General features: G+C 52.7%; 23 protein-coding genes. 13 read left to right on the forward strand and 10 right to left on the reverse strand.

Translation table 11 applies throughout. The features are described from left to right. The first annotated feature begins 14 nt into the window (after window positions 1–14). The 5 genes from yajC (at window position 15) to WN16_RS09110 (ending at window position 4,454) form a co-directional block, all read left to right on the forward strand. Window positions 15–347: a preprotein translocase subunit YajC gene (yajC, locus tag WN16_RS09090; RefSeq protein WP_003021544.1), complete on the forward strand. Its 333-nt coding sequence runs from the start codon at window positions 15–17 to the stop codon at window positions 345–347. 27 nt (window positions 348–374) lie between these two features. Beyond that, window positions 375–2,222 (forward strand): protein translocase subunit SecD, encoded by a 1,848-nt coding sequence (gene secD, locus WN16_RS09095; protein ID WP_071681428.1) that lies wholly within the window; start codon window positions 375–377, stop codon window positions 2,220–2,222. Window positions 2,223–2,232: 10 nt separating this feature from the next. Further along, the gene (gene secF / locus WN16_RS09100; protein ID WP_003021550.1) at window positions 2,233–3,204 is read left to right on the forward strand and encodes a protein translocase subunit SecF; all 972 of its coding nucleotides are present in this window, start codon (window positions 2,233–2,235) and stop codon (window positions 3,202–3,204) included. Between the two features lie 168 nt (window positions 3,205–3,372). Further along, window positions 3,373–3,738 (forward strand): VOC family protein, encoded by a 366-nt coding sequence (locus WN16_RS09105; protein ID WP_044699354.1) that lies wholly within the window; start codon window positions 3,373–3,375, stop codon window positions 3,736–3,738. 23 nt (window positions 3,739–3,761) lie between these two features. Beyond that, window positions 3,762–4,454, forward strand: coding sequence for a YafY family protein (locus WN16_RS09110; RefSeq protein ID WP_003835974.1), 693 nt, complete (start codon window positions 3,762–3,764; stop codon window positions 4,452–4,454). Window positions 4,455–4,499: 45 nt separating this feature from the next. Here WN16_RS09110 and WN16_RS09115 read toward each other — a convergent pair whose 3' ends face one another. Beyond that, on the reverse strand, window positions 4,500–5,363 hold the full coding sequence (locus WN16_RS09115; RefSeq protein WP_003021561.1) for a nucleoside-specific channel-forming protein Tsx: 864 nt from the start codon (window positions 5,361–5,363) through the stop codon (window positions 4,500–4,502). Window positions 5,364–5,661: 298 nt separating this feature from the next. Beyond that, window positions 5,662–6,201: a DUF3251 domain-containing protein gene (locus tag WN16_RS09120; RefSeq protein WP_044699517.1), complete on the reverse strand. Its 540-nt coding sequence runs from the start codon at window positions 6,199–6,201 to the stop codon at window positions 5,662–5,664. Between the two features lie 153 nt (window positions 6,202–6,354). Between WN16_RS09120 and nrdR the strand changes: the two genes are divergently transcribed. The 6 genes from nrdR to pgpA all read left to right on the forward strand — a co-directional run bounded on the left by nrdR (window position 6,355) and on the right by pgpA (window position 10,462). After that, a complete protein-coding gene (nrdR, locus tag WN16_RS09125; RefSeq protein ID WP_003021571.1) occupies window positions 6,355–6,804 on the forward strand; it encodes a transcriptional regulator NrdR in 450 nt (149 codons plus the stop codon). Window positions 6,805–6,807: 3 nt separating this feature from the next. After that, window positions 6,808–7,911, forward strand: a complete 1,104-nt coding sequence (ribD, locus tag WN16_RS09130) for a bifunctional diaminohydroxyphosphoribosylaminopyrimidine deaminase/5-amino-6-(5-phosphoribosylamino)uracil reductase RibD (RefSeq protein ID WP_003021573.1) — start codon at window positions 6,808–6,810, stop codon at window positions 7,909–7,911. A 90-nt stretch (window positions 7,912–8,001) separates the two neighbouring features. Continuing rightward, window positions 8,002–8,472, forward strand: coding sequence for a 6,7-dimethyl-8-ribityllumazine synthase (gene ribE / locus WN16_RS09135; protein ID WP_003021575.1), 471 nt, complete (start codon window positions 8,002–8,004; stop codon window positions 8,470–8,472). 19 nt (window positions 8,473–8,491) lie between these two features. Next, window positions 8,492–8,911 (forward strand): transcription antitermination factor NusB, encoded by a 420-nt coding sequence (nusB, locus tag WN16_RS09140; protein ID WP_000801129.1) that lies wholly within the window; start codon window positions 8,492–8,494, stop codon window positions 8,909–8,911. Window positions 8,912–8,988: 77 nt separating this feature from the next. Beyond that, on the forward strand, window positions 8,989–9,966 hold the full coding sequence (gene thiL, locus WN16_RS09145) for a thiamine-phosphate kinase (protein ID WP_003835968.1): 978 nt from the start codon (window positions 8,989–8,991) through the stop codon (window positions 9,964–9,966). Beyond that, window positions 9,944–10,462, forward strand: coding sequence for a phosphatidylglycerophosphatase A (gene pgpA / locus WN16_RS09150; protein ID WP_003021578.1), 519 nt, complete (start codon window positions 9,944–9,946; stop codon window positions 10,460–10,462). The genes thiL and pgpA overlap by 23 nt, the downstream gene beginning before the upstream one ends. Before the next feature lie 103 nt (window positions 10,463–10,565). On the opposite strand, the gene yajO is transcribed toward pgpA, so the two are convergent. The 4 genes from yajO to xseB are packed head-to-tail and all read right to left on the reverse strand — an operon-like array spanning window position 10,566 to window position 14,626. Beyond that, window positions 10,566–11,540 (reverse strand): 1-deoxyxylulose-5-phosphate synthase YajO, encoded by a 975-nt coding sequence (yajO, locus tag WN16_RS09155; protein WP_003835964.1) that lies wholly within the window; start codon window positions 11,538–11,540, stop codon window positions 10,566–10,568. 56 nt (window positions 11,541–11,596) lie between these two features. Further along, complete coding sequence (gene dxs, locus WN16_RS09160) at window positions 11,597–13,459, reverse strand: 1-deoxy-D-xylulose-5-phosphate synthase (RefSeq protein WP_032936978.1); 1,863 nt, start codon at window positions 13,457–13,459, stop codon at window positions 11,597–11,599. 24 nt (window positions 13,460–13,483) lie between these two features. Continuing rightward, a complete protein-coding gene (ispA, locus tag WN16_RS09165) occupies window positions 13,484–14,383 on the reverse strand; it encodes a (2E,6E)-farnesyl diphosphate synthase (protein ID WP_003021584.1) in 900 nt (299 codons plus the stop codon). Beyond that, a complete protein-coding gene (xseB, locus tag WN16_RS09170) occupies window positions 14,384–14,626 on the reverse strand; it encodes an exodeoxyribonuclease VII small subunit (RefSeq protein ID WP_003021586.1) in 243 nt (80 codons plus the stop codon). A gap of 196 nt (window positions 14,627–14,822) precedes the next feature. Between xseB and thiI the strand changes: the two genes are divergently transcribed. After that, on the forward strand, window positions 14,823–16,271 hold the full coding sequence (thiI, locus tag WN16_RS09175) for a tRNA uracil 4-sulfurtransferase ThiI (protein WP_005125147.1): 1,449 nt from the start codon (window positions 14,823–14,825) through the stop codon (window positions 16,269–16,271). Between the two features lie 65 nt (window positions 16,272–16,336). Here the strand turns inward: thiI and WN16_RS09180 are convergent, their stop codons facing one another. Genes WN16_RS09180 through panE form a run of 3 tightly spaced genes read right to left on the reverse strand, consistent with a single transcriptional unit; the run spans window position 16,337 to window position 18,916 of the window. After that, entirely contained in the window at window positions 16,337–17,419 is a 1,083-nt protein-coding gene (locus WN16_RS09180) for a hypothetical protein (protein ID WP_044699356.1), read from the reverse strand. A 32-nt stretch (window positions 17,420–17,451) separates the two neighbouring features. After that, window positions 17,452–18,042, reverse strand: a complete 591-nt coding sequence (yajL, locus tag WN16_RS09185) for a protein deglycase YajL (protein WP_003847587.1) — start codon at window positions 18,040–18,042, stop codon at window positions 17,452–17,454. Further along, on the reverse strand, window positions 18,005–18,916 hold the full coding sequence (panE, locus tag WN16_RS09190) for a 2-dehydropantoate 2-reductase (RefSeq protein WP_003021593.1): 912 nt from the start codon (window positions 18,914–18,916) through the stop codon (window positions 18,005–18,007). Before panE ends, yajL begins: the two co-directional genes overlap by 38 nt. A 174-nt stretch (window positions 18,917–19,090) precedes the next feature. Here panE and WN16_RS09195 point away from each other — a divergent pair, with 174 nt between their 5' ends. Continuing rightward, a complete protein-coding gene (locus tag WN16_RS09195) occupies window positions 19,091–19,582 on the forward strand; it encodes a YajQ family cyclic di-GMP-binding protein (protein ID WP_003831002.1) in 492 nt (163 codons plus the stop codon). Window positions 19,583–19,662: 80 nt separating this feature from the next. On the opposite strand, the gene WN16_RS09200 is transcribed toward WN16_RS09195, so the two are convergent. Continuing rightward, window positions 19,663–21,027, reverse strand: coding sequence for an MFS transporter (locus WN16_RS09200; RefSeq protein WP_044699359.1), 1,365 nt, complete (start codon window positions 21,025–21,027; stop codon window positions 19,663–19,665). Window positions 21,028–21,156 lie beyond the last annotated feature (129 nt).

Here is a 21,156-nt window from a genome sequence, read left to right on the forward strand (position 1 = left end):
ATGAGGGAATTTGAATGAGCTTTTTTATTTCTGATGCGGTAGCGGCAACAGGTGCTCCGGCGCAGGGCAGCCCGATGTCTCTGATTCTGATGCTGGTGGTGTTTGGTCTGATTTTCTACTTCATGATCCTGCGCCCGCAGCAAAAGCGTACCAAAGAACACAAAAATCTGATGAACTCCATTGCGAAAGGCGATGAAGTGCTGACTAACGGTGGTCTGGTGGGTCGCGTGACCAAAGTAGCAGAATCTGGCTACATCGCTATCGCGCTGAACGACACCACTGAAGTGGTTATTAAACGTGATTTCGTAGCTGCCGTTCTGCCGAAAGGCACCATGAAGGCGCTGTAATTTATTGTTTTCCCAAAGGGAACTGCCGTGTTAAACCGTTATCCTTTGTGGAAGTATGTCATGCTGATCGTCGTTATTGTCGTCGGTCTGCTCTATGCGCTTCCCAACCTGTATGGTGAGGATCCGGCTGTTCAAATCACTGGCGTGCGCGGTGCCGCCGCCAGTGAGCAAACGCTGATCCAGGTCCAGAAAACGTTACAAGAAGATAAAATCACACCTAAGTCTGTGGCTCTGGAAGAGGGTGCTATTCTCGCGCGCTTCGACTCCACTGATACCCAACTGCGCGCACGTGAAGTATTAATGGGCGTACTGGGCGATCAGTACGTCGTGGCGCTTAACCTTGCTCCGGCAACCCCGCGCTGGCTGGCTGCCATTCATGCAGAACCGATGAAACTCGGCCTTGACCTGCGTGGCGGTGTTCACTTCCTGATGGAAGTGGATATGGATACCGCGCTGAGTAAGTTGCAGGAACAAAATATTGATAGCCTGCGCAGCGATCTGCGTGAAAAAGGCATTCCTTATACTACCGTTCGCAAAGAAGATAACTACGGTCTGAGCATCACTTTCCGTGATAGCAGCGCCCGTGATGAAGCTATCTCTTACTTGAGCAAACGTCACCAGGATCTGGTTATTTCCAGCCAGGGCAGCAATGCACTGCGTGCTGTAATGACCGATGCGCGCCTGAGCGAAGCCCGTGAGTACGCGGTACAGCAGAACATCAACATTCTGCGTAATCGTGTTAACCAACTGGGTGTTGCTGAGCCGGTGGTACAACGTCAAGGTGCTGACCGCATCGTGGTCGAACTGCCGGGTATTCAGGATACCGCGCGTGCGAAAGAAATTCTGGGCGCAACCGCGACGCTGGAGTTCCGTCTGGTAAACACCAACGTTGACCAGTCCTCTGCAGCATCGGGTCGTGTTCCGGGTGATTCGGAAGTGAAACAGTCTCGTGAAGGTCAGCCTGTTGTGCTGTACAAGCGCGTGATCCTGACCGGTGACCATATCACCGATTCCACTTCCAGCCAGGACGAATATAATCAGCCGCAGGTTAACATCTCGCTGGATAGCGCGGGTGGTAACATCATGTCCAACTTCACCAAGGACAACATCGGTAAGCCGATGGCGACCCTGTTCGTGGAGTACAAAGACAGCGGTAAGAAAGATGCTAACGGTCGTGCAGTACTGGTGAAACAGGAAGAGGTGATTAACATTGCCAATATCCAGTCTCGCCTGGGTAACAGCTTCCGTATCACCGGTATCAACAACCCGAACGAAGCGCGTCAGCTTTCTCTGCTGTTACGTGCCGGTGCGTTGATTGCGCCGATTCAGATTGTGGAAGAACGTACCATCGGCCCAACCCTGGGTATGCAGAACATTAAACAGGGTCTGGAAGCGTGTCTGGCCGGTCTGGTGGTGTCTATCCTGTTCATGATCTTCTTCTATAAGAAGTTCGGTCTGATTGCGACCAGTGCGCTGATTGCTAACCTGGTATTGATTGTCGGTATTATGTCGTTGCTGCCGGGCGCTACGCTAAGTATGCCGGGGATTGCGGGGATTGTCTTAACCCTTGCCGTCGCGGTCGATGCGAACGTACTGATCAACGAACGTATCAAAGAAGAGTTGAGTAACGGGCGTTCGGTGCAGCAGGCCATCAACGAAGGTTATGCGGGCGCATTTAGCTCCATCTTTGATGCGAACATTACGACGCTGATCAAGGTCATCATCCTGTACGCAGTTGGCACCGGGGCAATTAAAGGGTTCGCGATTACTACCGGTATTGGTGTGGCGACGTCGATGTTTACCGCGATTGTCGGTACACGTGCCATCGTAAACCTGTTGTATGGCGGCAAGCGCGTCAAAAAGCTGTCAATCTGAGGAGTGCGAAGTGGCACAGGAATATACTGTTGAACAATTAAACCACGGCCGTAAAGTCTGGGACTTTATGCGCTGGGACTACTGGGCTTTCGGCATTTCAGGTTTCCTGCTGATTGCGGCCATCGTGGTGATGGGCGTACGCGGGTTTAACTGGGGTCTCGATTTCACCGGTGGTACGGTTATTGAAATCACGCTGGAAAAACCGGCCGATATGGACGTGATGCGCGATGCGCTGGAGAAAGCGGGCTTCGTTGATCCGCTTCTGCAGAACTTCGGCAGCAGCCACGACATTATGGTACGTATGCCGCCAACTGAAGGTGCAGACGGCGGTCAGGTGCTGGGCAGCAAAGTGTTGAGTGTGATTAACGAATCCACCAATCAAAACGCCGCGGTGAAGCGAATTGAATTCGTGGGTCCGAGCGTGGGGGCTGATCTGGCGCAAACCGGTGCGATGGCGCTGATGGCGGCGCTGATCTCCATCCTGGTGTACGTCGGTTTCCGCTTTGAGTGGCGACTGGCGGCGGGGGTGGTTATCGCTCTGGCGCACGACGTGATTATCACACTTGGGATCCTGTCGTTGTTCCATATCGAGATTGACCTGACTATTGTCGCATCACTGATGTCGGTAATCGGTTACTCGCTGAACGATAGTATCGTTGTATCTGACCGTATTCGTGAAAACTTCCGCAAAATTCGTCGCGGTACGCCTTACGAAATCTTTAACGTGTCACTGACTCAAACGCTGCACCGTACGTTGATTACGTCCGGTACAACGTTGATGGTTATTCTGATGCTGTTCCTGTTCGGTGGTCCGGTACTGGAAGGCTTCTCGCTGACGATGCTGATCGGTGTTTCCATCGGTACCGCATCCTCTATCTACGTGGCATCGGCGCTGGCGCTGAAGCTGGGTATGAAGCGTGAGCACATGCTGCAGCAGAAGGTCGAGAAAGAAGGGGCGGATCAACCGTCGATTCTTCCTTAACCATTAAGAGTGAAGATACTGGAATCCCGATCGTAAGGTCGGGATTTTTTTTGCCTGTGAATTAGCGACAGGCAATTATCTTTTCCTGTCGCCATACTACTGACAGTATGCTGTCAGTAGCCCTGTTTTATAGTCCTTCTGAGATTACCCACACAGGCAGGAGGAAGTATGAGCAACGTAATTAATTGGTTTGAAATCCCTGTAGCACAAATGGATCGCGCCATCGCTTTTTATGAACCAGTGATGCAGGTTTCTTTGCGTCGGGAGAACATGGACTGCGCTGAGCTGGCCGTATTTCCGCATCAGGATCCCGCTCCCGGCGGGGCGCTGGCTAAATTTGAAGGTATTACTCCTTCAACGCAGGGCGCTATTATTTATCTGCATACGGACGATTTGACTGCAACGCTTGAACGCGTCGCCACTGCTGGCGGTCAGTGTGTGTTTGGCCCACTCGAACTGGGGCAGGACATTGGTACGATTGCGCTATTTACTGACAGCGAAGGCAATCGTGTTGGTTTACATCAACCCGCGTAATATTTTCAGCACTGAGGATTAAAATGAGCAGACGCGCCGACCGCTTGTTTCAGATTGTACAAATCCTGCGTGGCAGGCGAGTGACAACGGCGGCGCTGCTGGCAGAACGTCTTGAAGTTTCTGAACGGACGATTTATCGCGATATCCGCGATCTCTCTTTATCCGGCGTGCCCATTGAAGGCGAAGTGGGCAGTGGATACCGCTTAATGGCGGGGTTTGATCTGCCGCCGTTGATGTTAACTCAGCACGAATCAGAAGCGTTGATGGTAGCGATTCGGTTGCTGAAAACATGGGGCGGGGATTCACTCTCACAGGCGCTGGAATCAGCACAGGAAAAAGTGTTGGCGATATTGCCGCCAGAGAGTCGGCGCAGAGCTGAGCAAACGCGGATTTTCGCGCCAGATTTTGGTAATCAGCCGCATTCACGCAGTGCGTTCGATCTCATACATCGCGCGGTTTCAGCTCAGCAGGTGCTGGCGCTGCATTATCGCGATGAGTCCGGGAACCTCTCGTGGCGCGACGTTCAGCCGCTGGGATTATTTTTCTGGGGCGAGCACTGGCTGCTGGTTGGCTGGTGCGAGAAGCGTGATGATTATCGTTGTTTTCGCGTTGATCGATGTCTGAAGATCACGCCACTCGACAGGCACTTTCGCGAATCTGCGGAGCGTTCGCTAAGTGACTTTTTACGTAAAGTACGCTGTGAAGACCAGCCATAAAAAAGCCAGCGGTTAAGCTGGCTTGTTTGCGATAAATTGTCTGGATTAGAAGTTGTAACCTACGACCAGGTAACCACCCCAACCGGTAGATTTCGCGCTGAAGTCGCCTTCGCCCCAGTTCAGAGTATCCCCACCTTTCCACTGACCGCCGTTATGGAAGTAACGCGCTACGACAGAGTAGTGCCAGTGATCGTAGTTCAGCGCCAGAACGTGGCTGGAAGCGATAGAGTTGCTGGTGCGGTTCGGGTCATCACCCAAATCTGAGCCCCAGTCGAAGTTGGTGAAGCCGATGTAGGTCAGCTGTCCGCCCCAAACCTGGGTGATCGGCACAAAGTATTTCACTTTGAAACGGTAGCCATCCCACTCGTTTTCGTTGGATGCGCCATAGTTCTGCCACTGGTATTTAGCATAGACGTTCAGGGACAGACCCATCGGCAGACCGGTATCGATATCGGTACCCAGACCCATATACCAGGTGCTCTGGCGGCTGGCTTTGTTATCACCCATGTCGTAGATGTAGTTGTTGGCGAAATACCATTCTTTGAACGGACCAAAGCTCAGGTCAGCGCCGGTCAGTTTGTCGATGGAGAAACGCGGTTCGATTTCCATAAACAACGGGGAACCGTCAGACCAGATACCTTTATCGTTGCCGTTACCCCAGTCGAAGGTTTTCGGAATATCGATGTAGCCATAGAAATCAAACCAGTCTTTTTTGGCAAATGCTTCGTATTCCAGATACACGTCGTTGTTCAGTTTCGGAGAGAAACGGGTGTGATAGCTACCCACCACGTTAACGCTCTGGTGCCACCAGTCGGACAGATATTGCGGTTTGTCATTTTCTGCTGCGTTGGCAGTAAAAGACGAGGAGAGCGCCAGCACTGCACCGGCTGCAAGTAATGTTTTTTTCATATGTATGCCACTGTTTGAAATCCCTTTCGGGAGTGAAAAATGCGCAATTTGCGTTTCTAAATATTTCGTAATTCTTCGGAGCCTATTATAAAAATCATTGTTCACAAAAATATGTCTTGTTTCACAGTTCTATCATTTACGTAATCGATTGCGTTCACGTTTGCGTACTTTAGGCGGCGAATTGTACTGGCTCTCATGAATGTTGCCAAGTTTTACCAGAAATATCGGTTATGTCAGGGGAGTAACAAAATGGAGCGGAGTGATGTTGCGGAACGCACAAAACGTTCCGCAAAAAAGTTTATTGGCTAACAGGCTGGATGTCGTGGATGCGAACAAATCCTAACCTCTCTGGAGTGAGGCCATTTATCTGCAACGGAATGTCTACGTCGCTGGGAGCAAGAATACTCGCCGGAGCGTTGACCAACTGGTTTTGAACGTTCACTTCCTGATAGTTGTCCGTGGTGCCCTTAATTTGCCCGTACTCGACGGTGGCGCTAAAGGCGGGTAAAGGCGTGTTGGATTCACCCTGAATCCGTAGCGTCAGGCGCGTACCATCCGCGTTCGGTGCAATGTTTACCAGCGACATGCGTAAAGTGCCAATCTGGCTGTCCAGTCGTGCCGGAGTTTTGGAACCCGGTAGCAGATAGACGCCGCTGGTTGATTTTGCATTCAACATATTTTGTTGCGTAATTTTTACTGTTTCCTGATTAAGCTGCGCCATCTCTTTATTCAATGTGCTAACGCTTTGATGCATCTGGCGTACTTCGCTTTGCTGTGCGCAGGCACTAAGACTAAAGAGACTTCCCACCAGGAGAATTCTTAGGTAACGTCTTGTCATTGTGATTACTTCCTTCATTGTCGCGATAGCATAATGGTAGTGTGGACTGAGCACGAAGGCATCGATCCTTTGTCTCAAAAGCGCAGTGCCTTTGTTGTCACGGCAGTTCAGGGTAAAATAGATTCTGTTAACCACTGAGGTACAGGACGCCGTATGCATTGCCCATTCTGTTTCGCCGTAGACACTAAGGTAATTGACTCTCGTCTTGTAGGCGAGGGCTCCTCGGTACGCCGCCGTCGGCAGTGTCTGGTCTGTAACGAACGTTTCACCACTTTTGAAGTGGCTGAACTTGTCATGCCGCGCGTTGTGAAAAGCAACGACGTGCGTGAACCCTTTAATGAAGAAAAGCTGCGTAGCGGCATGCTCAGAGCGCTTGAGAAACGGCCTGTTAGCGCGGATGACGTCGAAATGGCGTTAAACCATATCAAATCACAGCTGCGTGCGACTGGTGAGCGTGAGGTGCCGAGCAAGATGATTGGCAACCTGGTGATGGAGCAGTTGAAAAAGCTCGATAAAGTCGCCTACATCCGCTTTGCCTCTGTCTACCGGAGTTTCGAAGATATCAAAGAATTTGGCGAAGAGATTGCTCGCCTACAGGACTAAGCCATGCAGGATGAATTGTACATGGCGCGTGCGCTGAAGCTTGCTGCGCGCGGACGTTTTACCACTCACCCCAACCCCAACGTAGGCTGCGTGATTGTGAAGGATGGGGAGATCGTCGGTGAAGGATATCATCACCGTGCGGGCGAACCGCATGCCGAAGTTCATGCTCTGCGGATGGCTGGAGAAAAAGCGCAAGGGGCAACGGCCTATGTGACGCTTGAACCCTGTAGTCATCATGGTCGCACGCCGCCGTGTTGCGATGCGCTGATTGCGGCGGGTGTATCGCGAGTGGTTGCGGCGATGCAGGATCCCAATCCGCAGGTCGCAGGACGTGGGCTCTACCGTTTGCAGCAGGCGGGCATCGACGTCAGCCACGGGCTGATGATGAGCGAAGTTGAGCAACTGAATAAAGGCTTTCTCAAGCGCATGCGTACGGGATTCCCGTATCTGCAGCTTAAGCTTGGCGCGTCGCTTGATGGCCGTACGGCGATGGCCAGCGGTGAAAGCCAGTGGATTACCTCACCGCAGGCGCGCCGCGATGTGCAACGTTTGCGCGCGCAAAGCCATGCCATTTTAACCAGCAGTGCTACGGTGCTGGCAGACGACCCTCAGCTTACCGTGCGTTGGTCGGAGCTTGGGGAGTCAACTCAGGCGAGTTACCCGCAGGAAGAGCTGCGCCAACCAATCCGCATTGTTCTGGATAGCCAGAATCAGGTCACGCCGGAGCACCGTATTGTCCAACAGCCTGGAGAAACCTGGATTGTCCGGACTGAAGACGACCCCCGTAGCTGGCCGGAGACGGTTCGTAGCCTGAAGGTGCCGGAACATAATGGGCATCTGGATCTGGTGGTGCTGATGATGCAACTGGGCAAACAGCAAATTAACAGCATTTGGGTTGAAGCAGGCCCAACGCTCGCGGGAGCATTATTACAGGCCGGTTTGGTCGATGAGCTAATCGTGTATGTTGCGCCTAAACTGTTAGGCAGCGATGCGCGAGGATTATGTGTGCTTCCAGGCCTTGAGAAACTGGCTGACGCACCCCATTTTAAATTCAATGAGATACGCCAGGTGGGCCCGGACGTTTGCCTGCATTTAACGACTGCGTGAGGCTTTCTGATTTAGAGGAAGCAGCGCACAGAATATTATGATAAAATCCGCCCCCCTTACGGGGCCATAAATCGAACCCGAAGGAAGAATATGAACATTATTGAAGCTAACGTTGCTACCCCGGACGCTCGCGTCGCCATCACCATTGCGCGTTTCAACAACTTTATCAATGACAGCCTGCTGGAAGGGGCTATCGACGCCCTGAAACGTATTGGCCAGGTTAAAGATGAAAACATTACCGTTGTTTGGGTTCCAGGTGCATATGAGCTGCCGCTGGCCGCTGACGCACTGGCAAAAACCGGTAAATACGACGCGGTAATTGCGCTTGGTACGGTGATCCGTGGCGGTACCGCGCACTTCGAATATGTGGCTGGCGGTGCAAGCAATGGCCTGGCGCATGTCGCTCAGGACAGTGGCATTCCGGTAGCCTTCGGTGTTCTGACCACCGAAAGTATTGAACAAGCCATCGAACGTGCTGGCACTAAAGCCGGCAACAAAGGCGCAGAAGCTGCACTGACTGCGCTTGAAATGATTAATGTATTGAAAGCCATTAAGGCCTGATTTTTGTAAGGGGAAATCCGTGAAACCTGCTGCTCGTCGCCGCGCCCGTGAGTGTGCCGTCCAGGCGCTCTACTCCTGGCAGTTGTCCCAGAACGACATCGCTGATGTTGAATACCAGTTCCTGGCGGAACAGGACGTTAAAGATGTCGACGTTCTGTATTTCCGTGAACTGCTGTCCGGGGTGGCGACTAACAGCGCGTACCTGGATGGATTAATGAAGCCTTACCTGTCTCGTCTGTTAGAAGAGCTGGGGCAGGTAGAAAAAGCCGTACTGCGTATTGCGCTGTTTGAACTGTCTAAACGTAGTGATGTGCCGTACAAAGTGGCCATCAACGAAGCGATTGAACTGGCGAAAACCTTCGGCGCTGAAGATAGCCATAAATTCGTGAACGGCGTACTGGATAAAGCAGCACCTGTGATTCGCCCCAACAAAAAGTAATCCCGAGGCCGGCTGGATGGTGGAACCTGTTTCCGCTGTCCCCGGCTTTTTCTTTTTTTTCTGCTGAGGCATAACGTATGGCATGCGGCGAGTTTTCCCTGATTGCCCGTTATTTTGACCGCGTAAGAACGTCTCGTCTTGATGTCGAAACCGGTATTGGTGACGACTGCGCACTCTTGAATATCCCTGAAAAACAGACGCTGGCGATCAGTACCGATACGCTGGTGGCAGGCAATCACTTCCTCCCCGACATTGATCCCACCGATCTCGCCTGGAAAGCACTGGCGGTGAATTTGAGCGATCTGGCGGCGATGGGGGCCGATCCTGCGTGGTTGACGCTGGCACTCACGTTACCTGACGTTGATGAAGCCTGGCTTGAAGCCTTCAGTGATGGCCTGTTTGAACTGCTTAATTACTATGATATGCAGCTAATTGGCGGTGACACCACGCGTGGGCCACTGTCGATGACGTTGGGTATCCATGGCTACGTTCCTGTAGGACGGGCCTTAAAACGCTCTGGTGCGAAGCCGGGGGACTGGATTTATGTTACCGGTACGCCGGGAGACAGCGCGGCGGGGCTGGCGATTTTACAGAATCGGTTGCAGGTTGGAGATGCAAAAGACGCAGACTATCTGCTTAAACGCCATCTGCGTCCCACGCCGCGTATTTTGCAGGGACAAGCCCTGCGCGATCTGGCCAGTGCGGCTATCGATATCTCCGATGGCCTGATTTCCGATCTGGGGCATATCGTTAATGCCAGCGGCTGTGGCGCGCGGGTTAACGTCGATGCGCTGCCTTACTCCACGGCATTCGCCCGGCACGTTGAGCCGGAACAGGCCCTACGCTGGGCGCTCTCGGGCGGTGAAGATTATGAGTTATGCTTTACCGTACCGGAAATTAACCGTGGTGCGCTGGATGTGGCGCTGGGAAATCTCGGCGCAGCGTTTACCTGCATTGGGCAGATGAGCGCAGACGTGGAAGGCATTCACTTTACGCGCGATGGAAAATCCGTCACGTTTGACTGGAAAGGATATGACCATTTTGCCGCGCCTTAAAAAAGATGTCGCCAAAAGCCGCCTGAGTATGCGCAATCCGTGGCACCTGCTAGCCACCGGTTTTGGCAGCGGGTTGAGCCCAATTGTTCCTGGCACGATGGGATCGCTGGCGGCGATCCCTTTTTGGTATTTAATGACCTTTCTACCGTGGCAGCTGTATTCACTGGTGGTGATGTTATCTATCTGTATCGGCGTTTATCTGTGCCATCAAACGGCGAAAGATATGGGTGTGCACGATCACGGTAGCATTGTCTGGGACGAGTTTGTCGGGATGTGGATTACCCTGATGGCGCTGCCGACCAATGACTGGCAGTGGGTTGCCGCCGGATTTGTGATTTTCCGTATTCTGGATATGTGGAAGCCGTGGCCGATTCGTTGGTTCGATCGCAACGTGCATGGCGGGACGGGGATCATGATCGACGATATTGTGGCCGGAATACTCTCTGCCGGAATTTTGTATTTTATCGGTCATCACTGGCCGGTAGGTATCATTTAACCCTTTTGGGGGGCTGTTGTAGGCCCGATAAGCGTCGCGCCATCGGGCAATCAGTGCCGGATGCGCTATGCTTATCCGGCCTACAATTAGCCATCGCCAATACTTATTTAAATCCCACCACCGGATGCTGTTTGTACGGCGTTTCCAGCTCGGCAATCTGCTCCGGCTTCAGCGTTAAATCCACCGCATTGAGCAACTCATCCAGCTGTTCCTCGCGCGATGTGCCGATAATCGGCGCTGCCACCCCCGGTTTGCTCAGCAGCCAGGCCAGCGCAACCTGCGCCCGCGTAACACCCAACTCCTCACTGACACCGGTCAGTCGTGCGGCAATTTGCGCGTCGTTTTCATCGCTCTCGTTGTACAAATTTTTACCGACTTCATCGGAAACCAGGCGTGCTGTCGTTTCTCCCCATGGGCGCGTCAGGCGTCCACGTGCCAGTGGACTCCAGGGGATCACTGCCACGCCTTCCTCGTAGCACAGTGGCAGCATTTCGCGTTCTTCTTCGCGGTAGATCAGATTGTAGTGATCCTGCATGCTAACGAACTGCGCCCAGCCGTGTTGCTTCTGTAAGGCCAGCGCCTGAGCAAATTGCGAAGCGTGCATGGAGGAGGCGCCGATATAGCGCGCTTTACCGGCTTTCACGACGTCGTTTAGAGCCTCAAGGGTTTCTTCAATAGGTGTGTTGTAATCCCAGCGGTGAATTTGCAGGATGTCGACATAGTCCATACCCAGACGTCGGAGGCTATCGTCGATTGAGCGCAGGATTTGTGCGCGGGATAATCCTTCTGCTAAATCATCAACCTGGTGAAAAACCTTGGTAGCGACCACGACATCTTCGCGGCGGGCGAAATCACGCAGCGCGCGACCGACAATCTCTTCGCTACTGCCAGCGGAGTAGCTGTTGGCGGTATCGAAAAAGTTAATGCCGCCCTCAAGGGCGTGTTTGATTATCGGGCGGCTGCTTTCTTCAGGTAGCGTCCAGGCGTGATTGCCGCGATTAGGCTCGCCAAACGTCATGCAGCCCAGGCAAAGGCGGGAGACCCGTAGGTCGGTTTTTCCTAAGATGTTGTATTTCATCAATCCACTCCTGCTTAGCTCGTGATGAATTAAGCATAGCAGGAGCGGGGAGGGGTTTATGCCAGCCAGGCCTTGATTTTGGCCTCAATTCCGACGGCATTCAGACCCAGATCGGCGCGAGCTTCATCCTGAGTTCCCTGCGGGATGAAGAAGTCTGGCAGGCCAATGTTCAGCACCGGGACGGGCTTACGATGGGCCATCAGCACTTCGTTTACACCGCTACCAGCACCACCCATAATGGCGTTCTCTTCAATGGTAACCAGCACCTCGTGTTGGGCAGCCATTTCAAGGATCAACGTTTCATCCAGGGGTTTCACAAAACGCATATCGACCAGTGTGGCGTTCATCGACTCTGCGACCTGAGCGGCTTCCGGCATCAGGGTACCGAAGTTGAGAATTGCCACTTTCTCCCCGTGACGTTTCACTATACCTTTCCCGATAGGCAGTTGTTCCAGCGGCGTCAACTCTACGCCCACCGCGTTACCGCGCGGGTAGCGCACGACCGTTGGACCGTCGTTGTAGTGATAGCCGGTGAACAGCATCTGGCGGCATTCGTTTTCATCACTCGGGGTCATAATGACCATTTCCGGGATGCAGCGCAGGAAGGAAAGATCGAACGCCCCTTGATGGGTTTGGCCATCTGCGCCAACAATTCCTGCCCGGTCAACGGCGAACAGAACTGGCAGTTTCTGGATGGCGACATCATGCAGCACCTGATCGTAGGCGCGCTGCAGGAAGGTCGAGTAAATAGCCACGACCGGCTTATAGCCGCCAATCGCCAGACCTGCAGCAAACGTCACCGCGTGCTGTTCGGCGATCGCCACATCGAAGTAGCGGTCCGGAAACTTACGTGAAAATTCCACCATACCGGAGCCTTCGCGCATCGCCGGGGTGATTGCCATCAGCTTATTGTCTTTCGCCGCGGTTTCGCACAGCCAGTCACCGAAGATTTTTGAATAGCTCGGCAGGCCGCCGCTGCTTTTCGGCAGGCATCCGCTGGATGGATCGAATTTTGGTACCGCGTGGAAGGTGATTGGATCTTTTTCTGCCGGCTCGTAACCACGACCTTTTTTGGTCATGATGTGCAGGAACTGCGGGCCTTTCAGATCGCGCATGTTCTTCAGTGTGGTGATAAGCCCCAGCACGTCGTGACCGTCCACCGGACCGATATAGTTAAATCCCAGTTCTTCAAACAGCGTACCCGGCACAACCATGCCTTTGATGTGTTCTTCGGTACGTTTGAGCAGCTCTTTAATCGGCGGTACGCCGGAGAAGACTTTTTTCCCTCCTTCGCGTAGCGAGGAGTAGAGTTTGCCAGAGAGCAGTTGCGCCAGATGATTGTTCAGCGCGCCAACGTTCTCTGAAATCGACATTTCATTGTCGTTGAGGATAACCAGCATGTCGGGCTTAATATCGCCTGCGTGGTTCATCGCTTCAAACGCCATCCCGGCGGTGATAGCGCCGTCGCCAATCACACATACGGTACGACGTTCTTTGCCTTCTTTCTCAGCGGCAACCGCAATACCGATACCTGCGCTGATGGAGGTTGAAGAGTGCCCAACGCTCAGTACGTCATACTCGCTCTCACCGCGCCACGGGAACGGATGCAAACCGCCTTTCTGACGAATGGTGCCGATTTTATCACGGCGTCCGGTCAGTATTTTGTGCGGGTAAGCCTGATGTCCTACATCCCAGATTAACTGGTCAAACGGGGTATTGTAGACATAGTGCAGCGCGACGGTGAGTTCCACCGTGCCCAGACCAGAGGCGAAGTGCCCGCTGGAACGGCTTACGCTGTCGAGCAAATAGCGGCGCAGTTCGTCGCAAAGCTTTGGCAGGCTCTCTTTTGGCAGCAGACGTAACTCCTGGGTGGAGTCGACCAGCGCCAGGGTCGGGTATTTGGCTATATCAAAACTCATCGCAAGCTCATGGGATATGTTGGTTTATTTATCACGCTGGATTATGTAGTCCGCTAGCGCTTCCAGTGCCGAGGTATCGAGTGACTGTGCGGCCAGCAAACTTAGCGACTGGCGGGCATCCTCGATTAAATCCCGGGCTTTATTCTGGGCTTGCTCAAGACCCAGAAGTGCAGGATAGGTACTTTTGCCAAGCTGCTGGTCAGCACCCTGACGTTTACCCAATGTTGCAGTATCGCCTACCACATCCAGGATGTCATCCTGAACCTGGAAGGCCAGACCGATGCTTTCTGCGTATTTGTCGAGTATTGCCAGGCATTCTCGCCCTTTATCGCCTGCGCTTAATGCTCCCAGACGTACGGCGGCGCGAATCAATGCCCCGGTTTTATGGCGGTGAATACGCTCCAGCGCATCCAGCTCAACCTGATGACCTTCAGCTTCCAGATCCAGTGCCTGACCGCCGCACATACCGGCGATACCGCTGGCCTGAGCCAGTTCAGAGATCATCGCGATGCGGTCACGGTCAGATACTTCCGGCATTGGAGCGTCGCTGATAATGGAGAATGCCAGCGTTTGCAGCGCATCTCCGGCCAGGATCGCGTTTGCCTCACCAAATTTTACGTGGCAAGTCGGCAGACCGCGGCGCAGGTCATCGTCGTCCATCGCGGGTAAATCATCGTGCATCAGCGAATAGGCGTGAATGCATTCGACGGCGGCAGCGGGAGCATCAAGCGTACTCAGGCTGACACCAAACATCTGACCGGTCGCATACACCAGGAACGGGCGCAGGCGTTTACCGCCTAATAATGCGCCATATTGCATGGTTTCGACCACGGGAGTGTTCTGAAAGGGCAGTGGCGCGATAAAACGGCTCAGTGCCTGGTTGGCCTGCTCAACGCAAGCCTGTAGCTGCTGCGTAAAATCCATTTACTCATTATCCGGTGTAAAAGGCGTAAGGGCCGCGTCTTCAGTATCTGACAGCAGGATTTGTACGCGCTGTTCAGCCTGTTGCAATTTGACCTGTCCTTGACGCGCCAACTGTACGCCGCGTTCGAATTCGTTTAACGCTTCTTCTAACGGCAGGTCGCCGCCTTCCAGACGGGTAACAATTTGTTCCAGCTCGCTCAGCGCGGTTTCAAAACTGGCGGGCGCTTCATTTTTCTTCGGCATAATGAATGTCTGACTCTCTGTATTGGCAGCACAAGACTATGGTAACGGACTCGCACTGATAAGCAAATAACGCGCAATGTGCACAGTAGCCGCGTGATGGTGATATACTTGCGCGCCTGGATGCAGTCGCGGGTATGGGCTGCTGTATTTTTTTCCATTACAAGTCATTCAGACTTGCCTAAGAACCATTGCCGCCATGAAGTTTATCATTAAATTGTTCCCAGAAATCACCATCAAAAGCCAATCTGTGCGTTTGCGCTTTATAAAAATTCTGACAGGGAACATTCGTAACGTTTTAAAGCACTATGATGAAGACCTTGCCGTTGTCCGTCACTGGGATCACGTTGAGGTTCGCGCTAAAGATGAAAGCCAGCGCCTGGACATTCGCGACGCGCTGACCCGTATTCCGGGGATCCACCACATTCTCGAAGTAGAAGACGTGCCGTTTACCGATATGCACGATATTTTCGAGAAAGCACTGGTGCAGTATCGCGATCAACTGGAAGGTAAAACCTTCTGCGTACGCGTTAAGCGTCGTGGTAAGCATGAGTTTAGCTCCATTGAGGTGGAACGTTATGTTGGCGGTGGACTGAACCAGCATATTGAATCCGCGCGCGTGAAGCTGACGAAGCCGGACGTGACGGTTAATCTTGAAATCGAAAACGACCGTTTGTTGCTGGTTAAAGGCCGCTATGAAGGTATTGGCGGTTTCCCAATTGGTACGCAGGAAGACGTACTGTCGCTGATCTCCGGTGGTTTCGACTCCGGCGTGTCAAGCTACATGCTGATGCGTCGCGGCTGCCGCGTGCACTACTGCTTCTTCAACCTTGGCGGGGCAGCGCATGAAATCGGTGTTCGCCAGGTGGCGCATTACCTGTGGAATCGCTTCGGTAGTTCGCATCGCGTGCGTTTTGTTGCTATCAACTTTGAACCGGTGGTCGGTGAGATCCTGGAGAAAGTTGATGACGGCCAGATGGGCGTGGTTCTCAAGCGTATGATGGTTCGCGCGGCGTCGAAAGTCGCTGAGCGCTACGGCGTACAGGCGCTGGTAACCGGTGAAGCACTGGGTCAGGTGTCCAGTCAGACGCTGACCAACCTGCGTTTGATCGATAACGTATCAGACACCCTGATCCTGCGCCCACTTATCTCTCATGATAAAGAGCACATCATCAATCTGGCGCGTGAAATTGGCACCGAGGATTTTGCTCGTACCATGCCGGAATACTGCGGTGTAATTTCAAAAAGCCCGACGGTGAAAGCGATCAAAGCAAAGATTGAGGCCGAAGAAGAAAACTTCGATTTCTCTATCCTCGATAAAGTGGTTGAAGAAGCGAACAATATTGATATTCGCGATATCGCCCAGCAGACGCAGCAAACCGTGGTAGAAGTGGAAACCGTGAGCGGTTTCGGCCCGAACGATGTGATCCTGGATATCCGTTCTGTGGATGAACAGGATGATAAACCGCTGAAGGTTGACGGCGTGGACGTCGTTTCTCTGCCGTTCTACAAGCTGAGCACCAAATTCGGCGATCTGGACCAGAGCAAAACCTGGCTGCTGTGGTGTGAACGCGGGGTGATGAGCCGCCTGCAGGCGCTTTATCTGCGCGAGCAGGGCTTTGAGAACGTGAAGGTGTATCGCCCGTAATTGAGTAAACACCGTGTTGTAGGCCGGATAAGGCGGTTACGCCGCCATCCGGCAATGCAACGATATTATTCAAAACGCACAGGAAGCGTCTTCCCGTTCGACTCCCAGACGCCTTGATAGACACCGTCTTTTAACTTCAGCGTTATCTTCTCTTGCGCTTGTTCAGCAGCAGATGTCTTCAGTTCATAATGTTGATTGTCGGCTGTATCGCATTTGCCGGTTAATTCAATCGGTGCGCCAAATTTCTGGTAAAAGTAAGCCCCTTCAAAAAAATCACCGTATTTGCAGTCCACCTTCAACACAATACGCATGCTTTTTCCCAGCGTGCCGTACATGACTTTGCCGTCAATGCCGGGCGCTGGGGAAACCTGTGTTGTACTCTTTGCTCCAGTCAGATACTGGCCGTACGGCGTGAGCCGATTTTGCAGTTCCGCGGTTGGGATTTTCGTGGTGAAATCACCCAACTCGTCGAGCGCGCGGCTGGCGTGGTTGCTACAGCGCCCGTTCAGGAAAGCCAGATGGTCTTTTTGCAGGGAGAATTTGTCGATGTAGTACAAACCGTCGGTGTAGGTTGCGCACGATGCGTAGAATTCGGCATAGTCAAAATCATCGCCTTTCTCTTCTTTTATTTGCGCCGACGTCTGCGATTTATGCGCATCAACAAAGGTATCGATTTGGCCACGGATATCTTTTCTGATGCGGGTATTTAATTCGGCCATCGTAGAGCGGGAAAAGAGATCGTTGAGGGTAATTGCCGCGCCGTTGGCTAAATCGAAGCTGAGCGGTACATTGTACGATTCGCAATACGCTCCGCAGCCTTCGACAAACATATTCATGGTCAGGATTTTTTCGTCGCGAAATTCAACCGTGTAGTTAAGGTTTGCGGTGGGATTCATGGCTGATTTCGCAAACTGGTTTACTGTGGCCTGCGGAGTATTACCCGGTAGCTGATTGATAAAGGTTGCGAAAATATAATCGTTAATACGTTTCGCAACCTTGGGGTTATCCGTCGAGGAAAACCATGGCACGCGATATTGCATTTCAGTGCTTCCGGGATAACGATACTCAATACTCTTTATGTCGAGTTGCGTCGCTGTGGCATAACCGGAAAGGAGCAATAAAGCCACTCCACTCAGATATCCTTTCATTATGATTCCTTATAAGGGAGTGGCCTGAAGATTTACTCGTAGTAGTTATAGATTCCCGCTGCCATCACCAGTTGTGATGCAACTTCGTAAGCCTTTTCACGACTGACCAGAAGATCAATGATTTTCAAACCGAAATCGATTGAGGTTCCCGGTCCCTGGCTGGTTAACAGGTTGACGCGCGGATCCCATACGACGCGCTTGTCCTGCCATTGATCAGCGGGGATTTGGTCTTTCAGCGCCGGAAAACCGGTCATGTTACCGATGGGGAAAATATCGTGCGGGACGAGGACGGTGGCAGCCGCGGCACAGATTGCCGCGACAATGCGTCCGGAGCGATGAAACTGCTTCACGGTTTCGACCAGCAGAGGGCTGTCGCGAAAACACTCGGCGCCTTTAATACCGCCCGGCAGTACGATAATGTCGAAATCGCCGTCAGCAACTTCGACTAATGGCGCATCCGCCAGCAGTTTCACACCGCGCGAGCACACGATCGTCAGGTTGCCATCGCTGGCGACGCTGGCGGTTGTGACCTTAATTCCGCCGCGAACCAGTAGATCGATAGTAGTAACCGCTTCGGTTTCTTCACTACCAGGGGCGAGACATACCAGTGCTTGAGCGCTCATACTCACTTTCCTTTCTTTTAACCATTTCAAACAGGCGGGCATTTTCCGGAACGGCGATGCCGTGCGCGCGTGCACGTTTTAACAAATAACCGGTAATGTAGTCGATCTCGGTATGACGCATGGCGCGAATGTCCTGCAGCATAGATGAGATATTTTCCGCCGTACTGTCAATCACTTGCTCGACATAATAGCGTAAATCATCCGCTGATGTGTGGTGGCCTTCGCGTTCGATGACCGCTGCCACTTCCTCACAGATGAGCGCTATTTTTTCAGGATGATGGCGTAGCTCACCGTTTGGGCAATCCCATAATGCGGTCAGCGGGTTAATGACGCAGTTGACGGCCAGCTTGCGCCACAGCTCGGCGCGAATGGTGTTGTGCCAGGCGACGTCCGGCAGCACCTCTTGCAGGGTTTCAGCCAGATAGCTGAAATCGCCGTCTTGCTCACGCGCCGGCCCAATACGCGTTGTTCCCTGAGCGACATGAATGATGACGTTCCCGTCACGGCGTGCTGCGTGGGTGGTGGTACCCATCAGCAAGGGTTGCTTAATGTTATGTAACTCTTCAATCGTTCCCATGCCGTTGTGAATAAGCAGAATGGGCGTGGTTTCAGGCAGAATTGCAGACAGGCCTTTTACCGCATCAGAAACTTGCCAGGCCTTCAGAGTGACCAGCAGCAGGTCGCTTTTTGCCAAAAAGTCGGGGTCGTTTGCCGTCAGGGATTCATTAAAAACTGAGCCATCCGTGTCGATCAGGTTTACGCTGCAGTAGGGTTGCGGTACGCGCAGCCACCCTTGCACCTCATGTCCATGTTTGCACAGCGCTGTAAGCCATAGCTGTCCTAACGCTCCACATCCCAGTACGGTAATTTTCATTCTTCCTCCTCACCTGCAACAGCACCAGGTGTTAATCCATATCGACCGCACCCTATTATTGTTCGCAGATGTCGCTACCACGTACAATGAAAGGATACAGCCTAGTATAGCGCTGTCTGTTGAGTAACTTTGCAGGTATTATGCTTCGCATCAAAAATGAAGGGAGAGGAAAAGATGCCATCTTTCGATATTGTCTCTGAAGTTGATCTTCAGGAAGCCCGTAACGCGGTGGATAACGCCAGCCGTGAAGTCGAGTCACGCTTTGATTTTCGTGGCGTTGAAGCCACTTTTGAGCTGAATGAGTCAAATAAGACGATTAAGGTGCTGAGCGAGTCTGATTTTCAGGTTAATCAGCTGCTGGATATTTTGCGTGCCAAGCTGCTGAAACGCGGTATTGAAGGCACCTCGCTGGACGTACCAGAAACTTTCGTGCACAGCGGTAAAACCTGGTTTGTTGAAGCTAAGCTGAAGCAGGGCATTGAAAGCGCAGTGCAAAAGAAAATCGTTAAGCTGATCAAAGACAGCAAGCTGAAGGTGCAGGCGCAGATTCAGGGTGAAGAAATTCGTGTGACCGGTAAGGCGCGTGACGATCTGCAATCCGTCATGGCGCTGGTTCGCGGTGGCGATCTCGGCCAGCCGTTCCAGTTTAAAAACTTCCGTGATTAAGTCGTAATGCCTGATCCGGCCTACAGGTCGCACACGCTATTTGTAGGCCGGACGAGACGTTAGTTACCATCCGGTAATCATCACGTCTGGCTGATGGTCTGCTCAACCTCAAATCGATTGGTGACTTTGCTGTCGATTTTCACGTAGGCCGAATGCTCTTTCGCCACAATTAACACTTCGCTTATTCCTTCTTTTGCCAGCAGGCGCTGCTTTAACGTGTCATCTGCGGCAATTTCTGGTGGAATTTCCACACGCAGGCTGCTGACATACGGCGGCTCTTTCATTGTGCTTGCCACAATCAACCAAACTGCCGCCAGCAGCGCACCGGCCAGAAATACGGCCTGACCATCAAACATTTCAACCACCCAACCGCCGAGCGAACCGCCAATCGCCACGCCAAGAAACTGGCTGGTGGAGTAAACACCCATTGCCGTGCCTTTGTAACCCGCAGGCGATTCTTTGCTGATAAGCGAGGGGAGGAGGGCTTCCATCAGGTTGAAGGCGAGGAAGAAAATCTGCACGCCCGCAATCAGACCCCAGAAACGAATGTTAGCGCTCCACAATACAATCTCTGCAATAAGGATCAGTAACACGCAGGCGAGGAACACGCGTTTCATCTTGCGCTTCACTTCGGCGTAAATGATGAACGGCACCACGGAAACAAAGGATAGCAGCATCGTCACCAGATAAATTTTCCAGTGTTCTGCGGCGGGGAAACCGGCTTTCGCCAGTTGTCCTGGTAACGCGACGAAAGTGGACATCAGCAAAATGTGCAGGCACATAATGCCGAAATTGAGCTTCAGCAGTTTGGGCTCCGCCAGCACTTTGCTGAAGCTATCTTTTACCATGCCCGATTCACGGTTTAGTACGTGGCTGGTGCTATTGGGAACGACCCAAATGGTCAGCACGATACCCGTGGTAGCAAGGGCGGCAATCATCCAGAACAGCGCGTGGAGCCCCAGCGCATGGGTAACGATTGGCCCCAGCACCATCGCAATGGCAAAGGTGATACCAAAGCTGACGCCGATAAACGCCATCGCTTTGGTGCGGTTTTGCTCGCGGGTTAAGTCGGAAAGCAGCGCCATCACGGCCGCGGCAATTGCTCCGGAACCTTGCAATGCGCGACCAAGAATAATGCCCCAGATTGAATCGGAGAGGGCAGCAATCACGCTGCCGAGAACGAATACCGCCAGTCCGCCGACAATAAGCGGCTTACGACCAATGCGGTCAGAGAGCAGACCAAAGGGGATCTGGAAGACGGCTTGCGCCAGGCCGTAAATGCCGATGGCAAGGCCAATCAACGCTTCGCTGGCGCCCTGTAGCGCCATACCGTACGTGGTCAGAACCGGTAGAACCATAAACATGCCAAGCATGCGCAACGAGAATACGGTCCCTAAACCCCAGGTGGCGCGCAACTCACCGGGCGTCATTTTGTAATCGTTCATTCCCACCTCTGTATTAATTTCGCGCCTAGTGTAAAGCGCTAAGCAGGCTGGGTAAATATGCGCTTTATTAACAAATGTTGGGGTTGTGAGGGGAGTCGGCTGGAAACGAAAATGCCGGATGACGATACT

This window comes from Citrobacter sp. ABFQG (assembly GCF_004322975.1).
GTDB lineage: Bacteria > Pseudomonadota > Gammaproteobacteria > Enterobacterales > Enterobacteriaceae > Citrobacter > Citrobacter freundii.